The organism is Anaerotignum sp. (assembly GCF_030625865.1).
Taxonomy (GTDB): Bacteria; Bacillota; Clostridia; order Lachnospirales; family Anaerotignaceae; genus Chakrabartyella.
In genome coordinates, this window is record NZ_DAOUQB010000008.1 from 21,305 (window position 1) to 33,497 (window position 12,193).

The window sequence follows — 12,193 nt, forward strand, 5'->3', positions numbered from 1 at the left end:
ACACAACATCCTTTCAAATCAAAGACTGCTCGTTAATCATCAGTTTAAAGTGTAATCCCAGCTTTTCTGCCGCCTTCCGACACAATATCATACGTCCTAAAAATATTTCAAAATAATCCATTACTGAGCCATAGCGGGTATCAACCGTCAGCTTTAGTTTAATGATAGTGTGTTCCTCATTAATTTTTAAAACAGATTTTTTCACGGAATAATTCACCCTGTCATGAATATCGAAAGTGGTTTTATCTTGATTTCTCACACGGCTTCTGCGAACATCAGATTTATCTGCCAAAATGAGCGCTGCCGCAATAGCGTTAACAGGAATCCCTGTACCCTCATCATGATTGCCAATAGCCGTTACCACTGTTGCAATATCTTCCGGTGACATATCCAAATTATCAAGAATACGAAAAGCCATAACCGCACCACTCTGGGAGTGATCCACACGGTTTACCAAATTCCCAATATCATGCAAAAATCCGGCAATTTGCCCTAACTCAACCTCATGAGGTGTATACCCCAGTGTTGCCAAAATATATTTTACCGACTCTGCCACCTTAGTCACATGAGCAAAAGAATGCTCCGTATAGCCTAATGCAGCCAAAGATTCATCCGCTTTTTTAATATAAGTACGAATCCCCTCATTCTGTCTAATTTCTTCAAATGTTATCATTTATTCCCCTCTTCCAGTCCCATTTTTACATGGCTTCCGGTTATAGAATATTCTACCCATTCCGCAATATTTGTGGCATGGTCACCAATACGCTCCAAGTATTTTGCAATCATAATTAAATCAATGCAAAACTCACCGTTTGCCCTATCTTCACCGATTAAATCTATCAGTTCCTGTTTAACCTCAGTAAATAAATTATCCAAAACATCATCGTAGTCCATGACGCTTTTTGCCAGCTTTAAATCCTTATTTACAAAAGAATCCACGCTTTCCGTTACCATTTTCACCGCCGCGGCAGCCATGTCTCGAAAATGCAGCTTACTTTTCGTTTCGTTATCCTTAACAAAAGCAGTAATTTCTGCAATATCTGCTGCCTGATCCCCAATACGTTCCATATCGGAAATCATTTTTAAAGCAGAAGAAATGAGACGTAAATCCCTTGCAACGGGCTGCTGCTGAAGTAGAAGGCGCATACACAATGCCTCAATATCTCTTTCTTTACGATCAATTTCGCTTTCTTTATCAAATGCCACCTTTGCTGCTGCATCATCGTTTTCTATGAAGGCCTTCATGGAAGCGGTAATGGCCTCTTCGCATAAAGCACCCATTTTTATCATCTCTATATCCAATTGTTCCAACTGTGAGTCAAAACGACTTCTAACCATAATCAGCCAAACCTCCCTGTAATATAATCCTCTGTACGCTTATCCTTTGGCATTGAAAAAAGTTCTTCTGTCTTATCAAACTCAACTACATCCCCCAAGAGGAAGAACGCTGTGTTATCAGAGATACGTGCTGCTTGCTGCATATTATGTGTTACCATAACAATAGTGTACTCCTTTTTCAATTCCAAAGCAAGGTCTTCTATACGGGAAGTAGAAATGGGATCTAAGGCACTGGTGGGCTCATCCATAAGCAATACTTCCGGCTGTACCGCCAGAGCACGGGCAATGCATAGCCTTTGCTGCTGTCCACCACTCATCCCCAACGCATTCTTTTTGAGCCTATCCTTTACCTCATCCCAAATTGCCGCATCATGAAGGGCCTTTTCAACGATTTCATCCAGTTTCACCTTAGAACGAACGCCATGGGTACGAGGCCCAAAGGCAACATTATCGTAAATACTCATGGGAAATGGATTTGGCTTTTGAAACACCATACCTACCCGTTTACGTAAAAGGTTAATGTCCATTCCGTTATAAATATTCTCTCCGTCCAGCAAAACCGTTCCCGTAATCCTGCAACCCTCTATCAAATCGTTCATTCGGTTTAAGGATTTCAGTAATGTGGATTTACCGCAGCCCGAAGGCCCAATAAATGCAGTAATTTCATTCTCGGGAATCTCCAAATTTATATCTTTTAACGCTTTAAAATCACCATAGTATAATTCCAAATCGGAAATGGATATTTTACTCATTCCTTCACTCCTACTCTCTTTGCAATAAATGCGGAAAGCGCATTAATACCAATCACCAAAACCAATAGCACAACTGCTGTTGCATATGCTTGGTTAATATAAAATCCTTCATTGAGCAGTGCATACATATGTACCGCCAAAGTTCTGCCGGATTCCATTACGGTATGAGGAACCACCGTAGCAGTACCTGCCGGATACAAAAGCGCTGCGGTTTCACCAACAATACGTCCTATCGCCAAAATAACCCCGGATAAAATACCAGGTACCGCGGAAGGCAGAACAATACGGAAAACCGTGCGCAGTTTTCCAGCGCCAAGACCAAAGCTTCCCTCACGGTATGCATCGGAAACAGAAAGAAGGGCTTCCTCCGTGGTACGCATAATTAATGGCAAAATCATAATTGCCAACGTGAAAGCGCCGCCTAAAAGGGTATATCCCCAGCCAAAATAAATATTAAATAAAAGATAGCCAAACAAACCGAATACAATAGACGGAATGCCCGCTAAGGTTTCTGTTGTCAAACGAACCACAGGGATAAAACGATTCCCTTTTTTCGCATACTCAACCAAATAAATTGCAGAAAAAATACCAATAGGTACCGCAAAAACCAAAGAAAGCAAGGTTATGGTAATGGTATTAATAATCGCAGGCATCATAGAAACATTATCCGTGGTGTACTTCCAAGCAAACAGTTCCGGCGTTATATTGGGCACGCCTCTGAATATGATGTAAGCAATCAATGAAATAAGAACCCCCACTGTGATAACTGCTGACAAAACCACCAAGAGTAAAAGAAAAGCAGAAAAAGGGTCTTTTTTGTAGCCTAATAATTTTTCTTTCCATGTAATTTTGTTCATTGTTTCCATTACATATCCCTCCTTTTTAAGAAGGAAAAGCTAAGATTGATAATTAAAATAAATACGAACAAAACAACCGCTGTACCTAACAGGGCCTCTCTGTGTAAATCTGTGGCATAACCCATTTCCATAACGATATTTGCTGTCATCGTTCTTACCCCACTAAATAATCCCGTAGGAATCATTGCTTGATTGCCGGCAACCATAATAACCGCCATTGTTTCCCCAATGGCACGGCCAATTCCCAAAACAATCCCTGCAAAGATACCTTGTTTTGCGGCAGGCAAAACCGTAAAAAACACACTTTTTTCATGGGTAATTCCCAACGCCAGTGCCCCTTCATAGTAGGAGCTGGGTACAGCACGAATGGCCGCCTCAGTCACCCCAATAACCGTAGGTAAAATCATAATACCCAACAGGATGGATGCCGTTAGAACCCCCTTGCCGCTTCCGCCAAACAAATTTTGCATAATGGGCACCATCACAACCAAGCCAAAGAAACCATATACAATAGAGGGGATACCAGCCAAAAGTTCAATAGCAGGCTTAATCATTTTATATAGTTTTTTGGGGCAAAAATGCGCCAAAAAAGTTGCGCAAAGAATCCCCATGGGTACACCACAAATGATTGCCCCCGCCGTAACATAAATACTTCCTATAATCATAGGAAAAATGCCGTATAATTCATTGGAGGGTTTCCATTTTGTTCCTGTAAGGAATTGAAAAACACCAATTTCCTGAATTGCCGGCACGCCGTTTGCAAACAGGAAAAAGCAAATCAATGCCACTGCAAATATGGAGATACTGGCAGCAGCCAAAAAAACCCATTGCATTGCCTTTTCTTTCATACAAGTCCTCCTTGAGCACAAAAGGGATTGCGTCTTTTTGTAAATCCGACGAAACAGCCATTCATTTCATACGAACTTCCCTTCTTTATCCTTTGATACATTTTTATTTATCTATACAAAATGACGGTTCCTTCATTGAGGCCCGTCGTATAAAAACAAGATCTAAAAGCTTTTTAAAAGATATAGAGCAATATGGGAATTTCATGCTTCAAAGTTTAAGGGAAAAAGAGTTGTGAGCTCCAGATGCTTCCATTCCTAAAATGCTTTTAGATCCTGAAACTATCTAACCATCCTTTATCTTACAGGTTTCTCAAATTATTTTTCACTATGCTTGTTTGCTTATTCAGCAATACTCCAATCTGTTGCAGCACCTGTAAAGACATCTTTTACCTGTGCGGCAGTCAAACCGTTTACAGAGTTATCTTTATTTACAATGACTGCAATACCATCCATTGCAATAACTGTAGGAGTAAGACCTTTTTCAATTTCGCTGTCTTTCAATTCTCTGGAAGCCATACCGATATCGCAAATTCCTTCAATTGCTGATGTCATACCCGTTGTTGAATCACTCTGCTGAACTTCTACATTTGCATTGGAATTTACTGCAACATAAGCTTCTTTTAATTTTTCCATTACAGGTGTTACAGAAGAAGAACCTGCAACCGTCACCTTACCTTCAGCACCGGATGCCGCATATGCGCCTGTGTTACCCTGGCTGATATACCCATTTTCTTCCACAACTGCCTGACCTTCTTCACTCATGATAAAGCTAATAAAATCCTGTGCCGCAGGGGAAATATCTCCTGTTGTTGCAATATTGAAAGGTCTTGCAATTTTGTAAGTACCGCTTTTAATATCTTCCACCGTCGCTGCCGCACCGTCAATTTCCAATGCTTTAACGGAGTCATTCATGGAACCTAAAGAAGTATATCCAATCGCATCTTTGTTCCCTGCAACCGTCTGCATCATAACTGCGGTACTATTTGTAATTTCTGCTGTATCAGCAGTATAGTCAACTTTATTGCCATTTGCATCTTTTTCTTCAATGCCGAATAATTCAATAAAAGCGCCTCTGGTACCGGAACCATCTTCTCTAGAAACAACAGTAATTGCCGCATTATTTGCCGCTGCCTCCCCAGCGTCACCATTGTTCTCTGCTGCGCTGTCACCAGAACCGCCGCAACCTGCCAGTGCACCTGTTAGCATTAACATTATCAAGCCTAAGCCTATTTTTCTCTTCATTGTTTTCCTCTCCTTTTAATAATCATCATTTTAGATACAAGCAAAGTATACCGAAGCTATGTTAAATGAAAAATCACTCCCACGTTAAATCTATGTTAAATTCCATTTTTTGAGGGATTTTTATTTTTGTAATAGATAATCAAAAATTTTTCATTTAAACCTCCTTTACACTACTAATATTTGTATTTGAGGAGAAAAACATACAAAAAAAAGCAGATGGATCATCCATCTGCTCCGATAAAACAAAAATCAAATTTTAATAAAACATTTCAATCAATTCACCTAAATTGTATGTATTAGAATTTTTTTCTTGTCAAGAAATCTGGTATTTTGATTTCCGACTCAAAATCATCTAAATCTGCAAATCTTCTGGGACGTGCTTCTTCTTCCTGTTCCTCTTTTGCTTCTTCTTCTGGTTCAGGAACAGCTTCAGGCTTTTTCACTTCAGGTACTGGCATTTCGCCGTCAAGCCCTGTTGCAATCACTGTAACAATTACCTCATCCTCAAGTTCTTCATTAATTGTTGTACCGAAGATGATTTCCGCATCCGGATCAATTGCTTCTCTGATCAAATCAGCCGCTTCTTCTGTTTCCAATAATCCAAGGTTCATATCACCGCTGAAATTAATCAATACACTCTTCGCACCTTCAATGGTTGTTTCCAAAAGAGGGCTTTGAATTGCCATTTTTGCAGCAATTTCCGCCTTGTTTTCACCACTGGCATGACCAATACCCATATGGGCAACGCCTTTATTTGCCATAACTGTACGAACATCCGCAAAGTCAAGGTTAATAACACCTGGCTTGGAAATCAAATCAGCAATACCTTGAACACCTTGGCGTAAAATTTCGTCAGCTTTTTTAAATGCTTCGGTAAGCGTGGTCTTTTTATCAATAATACTCAGTAACCTTTGGTTTGGAATAATAACCAAAGTATCCACATTTTTCTTCAATTCCATAATACCTTTTTCGGCGTTGCTCATTCTTTTTTTGCCTTCAAAGTTAAAGGGCTTTGTAACAACACCAACGGTCAAAATACCTAATTCTTTGGAAATGGACGCAATTCTTGGGGCTGCCCCTGTACCGGTGCCGCCTCCCATACCTGCGGTAATAAATACCATATCAGAACCACGAAGCGCTTGGGCAATGTCATCCTGGGTTTCTTCAACAGATTTTTCACCGATTTCCGGATTTCCACCTGCCCCAAGACCTTTTGTCAGCTTTTCACCGATCTGAATTTTTGTTGTCGCTCTAGCCTTTGATAAAGCTTGTCCATCTGTATTAATTGAAATAAATTCAACACCGTCTAAACCGTCTTCAATCATTCTGTCAACAGCATTGTTGCCACCGCCACCAACGCCGATTACTTTTATTTGTGCCATACTGCTCATTGGGATATCAAACTCGAGCAAAAAAATCCCCTCCTAATTATCAAGAAATACATAATAATATATAATTATACACGAAAACAAGTTTACTTACCATAGTAAAAGAAAACAATTCAGAAAAATTTTGGCTTTTTTACCGCATTATTCTTCTTTTTCCGTTACTACTATAATCTGTTTTTGCGTTTTATTCAATAAAAATCTTCGAATCTGACTAAAATTATTAAAAATGCGAGATCCATACACTACTACCGCAGCAATGGAAAGATTGATATTAAGCTGATTTCCCAGTAATACCAAACCTACAGCAAGAATACCGTTGCAAAAAAATCCACTAATAAAAATCTTCAAATCAAATTGTTTTTGAGAAATGGCGTAAATCCCTCCCAAAACAGAATCAAGGCAAGCCAAAATTGCTATAGCCACATAACCCGAATAGCCATAGGGAATCACCACTTTACTGGCAACACCAATGAATACACCACATATCAAACCTAAGATAGGCGCAATCATCACCCAACAACCTCCTGTTCCAAAGCCGGCGCTTTCCAAAGCACTGTTTGTGTATAAGGAAGAACCACTACGTCCGATTCCTTTTTAATAGTAATTTCAATGCCCCACGGCGCCAAATTATCCACAACCCCTCCCGGAAACCTCAATGCAGATTGTAAAATATCGCTGTCACCCACCGCCAATATTTCAAACGGTGCAGCAACTCGCTCTCCATTAACCATAACAATGGAGCCCGCACAGCTTATACTGCTTGTTCCCACAATGCGTTTTCCATTGATGGAAACTGCTTCGGCTCCGGCCAAATTCAACTCGTTGATTACCCCCAAAATATCCTCAGCATGTACCAAGTAAGCGTTACTGTCGCCACCATTTTTTGTACTGCTGTCATTCATCGTTACGATAACCCCGGAACCATGAACCTCTGTCAGCCCTGCAAATATACGCAGTTGCTCCATTTCTCTTTGCAAATTCTCAATGGTTGCGCCATAATTCTGTCCACTTTCATAGTCTTTAATTATCTTTTCTTTTTCATCCAGATGAACCTGCAACGCTTCATTTTCCTCCTGCACTTTCTTTAAAGTTGCTGTCAGTTCTGTCAAGCGCTGATTCTCCGCCAAGTCATTTTGCTTTTTTACGGTATTATATTGAATGCCGATAATCATACCCAAAAGCACACAAATTAACGTCAGTGCAAATAAATAATGATTTTTTCTCATAGCCTGTCCCCTTTTTTTAAGAGCTTATGTGAGGTACTGAAAAATTATGGGTTTATGCAAGTCCCTTAAGTCTAAGGTTCCTCTGTCCTGGGAGGGAATGGTTTTCATAATTTCACCAATAATACGAATTTTTTGATCTGCATCCCGCATATCACCCAAATGAATCTCAACTTGATTCACAAATGCATAAACATCCTTAGGATCCGTTACATCAATTTTTACTACAAGATTCAATAAATTATATTTTTTCATTAATTGCGACATTTGCAAAACCACTTGAAGGGAGTCTTTATTTTCAACGGGCAATACCTCCCCTAAAAGGAAACTATCAAATTTAAGACCTGTTACAATTGGCAACGCTTCTTGACAGGCTTTCTGGGTTTCCAAAACCCGCCCTTCTTCATCTATGTAAAGGTATGCACCCATATAAGGTACATATCCTCTCACCTTACGCTCCTTCACTCGAATCACCATAGTGTTAGGCAGCTCAGCCGCCACCTTGGCCTGGGAGATATAAGGATCTTGTTCCAATACTTCCTCAGCACGGCCCTTTCCGAATAAAATCAAATTATCCCCATGGGAAAGGGAAATCCGCTCTGCTAACTCGCTTGTAGTAAAATGTTGGGCCCCTTCCGAACGAATTTCTTTCACCGCAAAAAGCGGTGAAAACAATATACCAGCAATAATAATCAAAACCAAAAGAAACCCGATAATAAATTTAGAATTTATCTTTCTTTTGGGTTTCTCATAATAATCAAGCTCTTCCATTAAATCCACATTGTTTGTCTGCTTTTTTTTTCTTCTTGCCATTTTTTTCACTCCATTAGCCGTACATTGCCGCCCAATAAAGAAAAGGCGTCCTCAATCTTCTCATACCCTCGCTCCACATATTCTGAGCCGTATACTGTACTTTTCCCCTCAGCTGCCAGGGCCGCAATCAAAAGTGCCGCCCCCCCACGCAAATCACGGCCAAAAACTTCCGCACCATGAAGCCCTGGGGAACCTTTAATTTTTGCAACTCTATCCGCAATCACAATATCCGCACCCATGCGACAAAGTTCTTCTGCATGGCGGAATCGAGCCTCAAATACTGTTTCACTAATCATACAAGTTCCCTTTGCCAATGTCAATAGACTCATGATTAAGGGCTGCATATCCGTAGGAAATCCCGGATATGGTCCGGTAACCAATGATAATTCGGCTTTTAATTGTTTGGGCGGCATCATTCGAAGGCGTTCCGTCTCAAAAGTAAACCTGCACCCTGTCTTTTGTAAGACATCCAGAGTTGTTTCAATATCATTTTTTTCAACGCCCAATAAAGAAAGCTCTCCTCCCGTCATCGCCGATGCACAGAGGAATGTACCTGCCTCAATACGGTCAAAAGGTATGGAAAAATACGCACCGTGCAGTTTTTTTACCCCTTCTATCATAATAGATGGCGTGCCCTCACCGTAAATTTCAGCTCCGCAAGCACGCAAAAAATGAACCAATGCAACAATTTCCGGTTCTCTTGCTGCATTGTGAATCACTGTAACCCCCTCGGCTTTTGCAGCCAAAAGCAAAAGATTTTCTGTGGCACCAACACTTGGATACTTCAAATAAATATGGTATCCCAAAATATGGGGCGCAGAACAATAAAAAAGTCCGTCTTCCTCATTGATCTCCACACCCATTTTTTCAAAAGAACTCAAATGAATATCAATGGGGCGTTTCCCAATGGCACAGCCTCCCGGATGGCCTAAAATTGCCCGTTTCTCCCTCCCTAAAAGAGCGCCTAAAAAAAGGATGGAGGAACGCATTTTTTGCACCGTTTCCTCCTGAATCTTTACATCTTTGATTTGCCTTGTATCAATGACTGCCGTCCTGCCTGTAAGCTCCGCCTTACAGCCTAACGTTCTTAAGATATCCAACGTTAGATAAAAGTCACGAATCAGCGGGCAATTTTCCAGCACCACTTCATCCTCTGCAAGAAGTGTTGCCGCTAAAATAGGTAATGCTGCATTTTTACTCCCTCTTACCGCAAACTCTCCGCCTATGGGTTTTCCGCCCTCAATCAAGTAGTACCCCATGCCGTTCCCTCCAAAAAGCATCTTACTCCCATAGTATAATAGGACATTTTTTCTGGTGCATATCCAAATGCAATGATATTTACAAAAACTTGAATTCCATGTAATATGAAAGAAAAAACAACGGAGGACAAACCGATGAAGCATAATATTTTAGACATTAAGGGAATTAAAGTTGGGCACGCACAAAATTCTGAAGGTAAAACAGGCGTAACCGTCATTATTGCTGAAAAAGGGGCCGTTTGTGGGGTAGATGTACGGGGGGCCGCCCCGGGAACAAGGGAAACTGACTTATTAAACCCCATAAACGCCATGGAAAAAGTAAATGCCGTTGTGCTTTCCGGTGGCTCCGCCTTTGGTTTGGAAGCCTCCTGTGGGGTAATGAATTATTTGGAAGAACAAGGAATCGGCTTCGATGTGGGTGTTACCAAAGTTCCTATTATCCCAGCAGCAGTCCTCTATGATCTGGAAAACGGAAATATTTTTTGCCGTCCCGATAAAAATATGGGAAGACAGGCCTGCGAAAACGCTTACACCGAAACGTTGCCCGAAGGCGATGTTGGGGCAGGTTGCGGTGCAACGGTGGGCAAACTACGGGGCACATTGGGCTGGTGCAACAGCGGCATCGGCTCTTGGGCAGAAACAACGGAAAACGGCATTACCGTTGCTGCTTTGATTGCCGTAAACGCCTTTGGAGATATATTGGAAAATGGGAAAATCATTGCCGGAACTAAAGATGAAGAGGGAAACTTCTTGGATACTGCCCGGGGAATTATTCACCACGCTTCCACCCTTTCCTTCAGCGGTAAAAATACCACCATCGGGGTTATCGCAACCAATGTGAAGCTCACAAAAGCCCAGGCGGCAAAAGTCGCAGGGATGGCTCATGATGGCCTTGCCAGATGTATTTCTCCTGTCCATACCACTTTAGATGGAGATACCCTATTTTGCCTTTCCACAGAAGAAATTGAGCTTCCTACTGCCCCCGTGGATTTGGTGGGAATCATGGCGGCAAAGGTAACAGAACAAGCTGTACTCCGAGGTGTGAAGGCTGCAAAACCATTTTAATTCCTAGCCAAGAATATACGCAATCCATTAAATATTTTAGGGTGTCATCGATTAAAATAATGACACCCTAAATATTATTAAAAGATTTTCAATTAACAGTATCTATCTCCGTATTTCTCTTTTGCTCTTTGTGTATACGCCAAGACAAATTCCGTCTTAGCCTTGGTATATCCGTCCCGATCATGTTCATACCTTTTCCATAAACATAATTTTAATGTCTCATATTCTTTTGCCGTAACAGGATTTTCATTTAAGAAGTCTCTAAAATATAATTCGTGATTGTCTCCAACATATCTTAAATGCAAATGATATACTTTTTCTGCAAATCCGTCTTCTGTATACCCCTTGTTAAACGAAATGCGACTTTCACTTTCAGACATACAAATATAACCCTTTTGGATAAGAATCCTTTTCACCTCATCCATATCACAGGATACCGGTACCTCAACGAGAATATCAACAATGGGTTTCGCCCATATTGCACTTATTGCGGTGCTTCCCACATGGCCAATTCTTATTCCCTGCTCGTTTGCCAATATTTTATGGAGAAAAGCAGCTTCTTCCTTAAACCAATCTTCCCATTGTTCCTGATGTTCTGTCAAAAAAATGGGGAATAACCGCCATAATTCTTGTAAACTCATTTCAGATAAAGATTTTCCCACACCCTTTTCCTCCTCATTAGGAAAACATATTTTAATGCCCTCATTGTAACACAATAAATGTTTTTCACAAAAGAATCATAGCAATTTAGGTAAAGAAAAACCGTCTCCCTGAAATTAAAACAAATCCCATTTGATTTTCATTAACACCCTTGAAGATGTTTTAGAGTACTATGATTTTATCTCCGCCATTATAATAACTAATTTGAACCAAAATAAAATCTGTTTTATTGCTAAGAATATCCCTTAAATAAAAAATAAAAAGGTAACCCCTTGTTTAGGATTACCTCTTGATTCATACCCTATTAGAGCCTTTGTCTTTTATTTCTGGCAACAAAGCTATCCCTTTTTAATTAGTGATTTCCGCATTCATCAGCGTGCATATGTTCATGACAAACAGAGCCTGTAGATTTTAATTCGCCTTTCAAATAGCTTTCTACCGCCTGCTGTGCATTGCCTTCCGCGCCAACAATAACCTCAATATTTCTCTCATTGAAAATTTCAATGGCACCGCCGCCCATTCCACCGGAAATAATTACCTTTGCACCCATATCGCCTAAAAAATTAGGTAAAAATCCAGGTCTATGTCCAGGATTGGCAACACTTTTTACCTCTGTTATTTTACCATTTTCTGTTTCAAACAGGTAGAAGTTCTCACAATGACCAAAGTGTTGTGCCACCAAATCACCCATACATGCTACTGCTATTTTCATACTCATTCTCCTTTTTATATTAATTTTATTTTTATT

At 40.4% G+C, this 12,193-nt stretch carries 14 protein-coding genes; 1 reads left to right on the forward strand and 13 read right to left on the reverse strand.

Annotation, left to right across the window (positions count from 1 at the left end):
• Positions 1 to 13 precede the first annotated feature (13 nt).
• The 11 genes from P9Q65_RS03685 to murA all read right to left on the reverse strand — a co-directional run bounded on the left by P9Q65_RS03685 (position 14) and on the right by murA (position 9,720).
• Positions 14 to 673, reverse strand: coding sequence for an HD domain-containing protein (locus P9Q65_RS03685; RefSeq protein ID WP_304507912.1), 660 nt, complete (start codon positions 671 to 673; stop codon positions 14 to 16).
• Positions 670 to 1,338 (reverse strand): phosphate signaling complex protein PhoU, encoded by a 669-nt coding sequence (phoU, locus tag P9Q65_RS03690; RefSeq protein ID WP_304507914.1) that lies wholly within the window; start codon positions 1,336 to 1,338, stop codon positions 670 to 672. Before phoU ends, P9Q65_RS03685 begins: the two co-directional genes overlap by 4 nt.
• A gap of 2 nt (positions 1,339 to 1,340) precedes the next feature.
• Positions 1,341 to 2,090 carry a phosphate ABC transporter ATP-binding protein PstB gene (gene pstB, locus P9Q65_RS03695; RefSeq protein WP_304507915.1) on the reverse strand — a complete coding sequence of 250 codons (750 nt, stop codon included), beginning with the start codon at positions 2,088 to 2,090 and terminating at the stop codon, positions 1,341 to 1,343.
• Positions 2,087 to 2,947, reverse strand: coding sequence for a phosphate ABC transporter permease PstA (gene pstA / locus P9Q65_RS03700; RefSeq protein ID WP_304508000.1), 861 nt, complete (start codon positions 2,945 to 2,947; stop codon positions 2,087 to 2,089). The genes pstB and pstA overlap by 4 nt, the downstream gene beginning before the upstream one ends.
• 8 nt (positions 2,948 to 2,955) lie before the next feature.
• Complete coding sequence (pstC, locus tag P9Q65_RS03705) at positions 2,956 to 3,795, reverse strand: phosphate ABC transporter permease subunit PstC (RefSeq protein ID WP_304507916.1); 840 nt, start codon at positions 3,793 to 3,795, stop codon at positions 2,956 to 2,958.
• Between the two features lie 339 nt (positions 3,796 to 4,134).
• Positions 4,135 to 5,037: a substrate-binding domain-containing protein gene (locus P9Q65_RS03710; RefSeq protein WP_304507918.1), complete on the reverse strand. Its 903-nt coding sequence runs from the start codon at positions 5,035 to 5,037 to the stop codon at positions 4,135 to 4,137.
• A gap of 296 nt (positions 5,038 to 5,333) precedes the next feature.
• Positions 5,334 to 6,449 carry a cell division protein FtsZ gene (gene ftsZ / locus P9Q65_RS03715; protein WP_304507920.1) on the reverse strand — a complete coding sequence of 372 codons (1,116 nt, stop codon included), beginning with the start codon at positions 6,447 to 6,449 and terminating at the stop codon, positions 5,334 to 5,336.
• Between the two features lie 117 nt (positions 6,450 to 6,566).
• A complete protein-coding gene (locus P9Q65_RS03720; protein ID WP_330695190.1) occupies positions 6,567 to 6,935 on the reverse strand; it encodes a small basic family protein in 369 nt (122 codons plus the stop codon).
• Positions 6,935 to 7,651, reverse strand: a complete 717-nt coding sequence (locus P9Q65_RS03725; RefSeq protein WP_304507922.1) for a DUF881 domain-containing protein — start codon at positions 7,649 to 7,651, stop codon at positions 6,935 to 6,937. Before P9Q65_RS03725 ends, P9Q65_RS03720 begins: the two co-directional genes overlap by 1 nt.
• A 24-nt stretch (positions 7,652 to 7,675) precedes the next feature.
• Positions 7,676 to 8,461 (reverse strand): cell division protein FtsQ/DivIB, encoded by a 786-nt coding sequence (locus P9Q65_RS03730; RefSeq protein WP_304507923.1) that lies wholly within the window; start codon positions 8,459 to 8,461, stop codon positions 7,676 to 7,678.
• A 5-nt stretch (positions 8,462 to 8,466) separates the two neighbouring features.
• Entirely contained in the window at positions 8,467 to 9,720 is a 1,254-nt protein-coding gene (murA, locus tag P9Q65_RS03735; protein WP_304507925.1) for a UDP-N-acetylglucosamine 1-carboxyvinyltransferase, read from the reverse strand.
• Positions 9,721 to 9,855: 135 nt separating this feature from the next.
• Here murA and P9Q65_RS03740 point away from each other — a divergent pair, with 135 nt between their 5' ends.
• Entirely contained in the window at positions 9,856 to 10,785 is a 930-nt protein-coding gene (locus tag P9Q65_RS03740; RefSeq protein WP_304507927.1) for a P1 family peptidase, read from the forward strand.
• Between the two features lie 92 nt (positions 10,786 to 10,877).
• Here the strand turns inward: P9Q65_RS03740 and P9Q65_RS03745 are convergent, their stop codons facing one another.
• Positions 10,878 to 11,447 carry a GrpB family protein gene (locus tag P9Q65_RS03745; protein ID WP_304507929.1) on the reverse strand — a complete coding sequence of 190 codons (570 nt, stop codon included), beginning with the start codon at positions 11,445 to 11,447 and terminating at the stop codon, positions 10,878 to 10,880.
• A gap of 350 nt (positions 11,448 to 11,797) precedes the next feature.
• A complete protein-coding gene (locus tag P9Q65_RS03750) occupies positions 11,798 to 12,157 on the reverse strand; it encodes a NifB/NifX family molybdenum-iron cluster-binding protein (protein WP_304507931.1) in 360 nt (119 codons plus the stop codon).
• Between the last annotated feature and the right edge of the window lie 36 nt (positions 12,158 to 12,193).

Bases quoted from the DNA above. Each gene is read 5' to 3' on its own strand.
- P9Q65_RS03710 (WP_304507918.1), bottom strand. From the start codon at position 5,037: ATGAAGAGAAAAATAGGCTTAGGCTTGATAATGTTAATGCTAACAGGT.
- pstB (WP_304507915.1), bottom strand. From the start codon at position 2,090: ATGAGTAAAATATCCATTTCCGATTTGGAATTATACTATGGTGATTTT.
- P9Q65_RS03725 (WP_304507922.1), bottom strand. From the start codon at position 7,651: ATGAGAAAAAATCATTATTTATTTGCACTGACGTTAATTTGTGTGCTT.
- pstA (WP_304508000.1), bottom strand. From the start codon at position 2,947: ATGAACAAAATTACATGGAAAGAAAAATTATTAGGCTACAAAAAAGAC.
- P9Q65_RS03720 (WP_330695190.1), bottom strand. From the start codon at position 6,935: ATGATTGCGCCTATCTTAGGTTTGATATGTGGTGTATTCATTGGTGTT.
- P9Q65_RS03740 (WP_304507927.1), top strand. From the start codon at position 9,856: ATGAAGCATAATATTTTAGACATTAAGGGAATTAAAGTTGGGCACGCA.
- murA (WP_304507925.1), bottom strand. From the start codon at position 9,720: ATGGGGTACTACTTGATTGAGGGCGGAAAACCCATAGGCGGAGAGTTT.
- P9Q65_RS03685 (WP_304507912.1), bottom strand. From the start codon at position 673: ATGATAACATTTGAAGAAATTAGACAGAATGAGGGGATTCGTACTTAT.
- phoU (WP_304507914.1), bottom strand. From the start codon at position 1,338: ATGGTTAGAAGTCGTTTTGACTCACAGTTGGAACAATTGGATATAGAG.
- pstC (WP_304507916.1), bottom strand. From the start codon at position 3,795: ATGAAAGAAAAGGCAATGCAATGGGTTTTTTTGGCTGCTGCCAGTATC.
- P9Q65_RS03730 (WP_304507923.1), bottom strand. From the start codon at position 8,461: ATGGCAAGAAGAAAAAAAAAGCAGACAAACAATGTGGATTTAATGGAA.
- P9Q65_RS03750 (WP_304507931.1), bottom strand. From the start codon at position 12,157: ATGAAAATAGCAGTAGCATGTATGGGTGATTTGGTGGCACAACACTTT.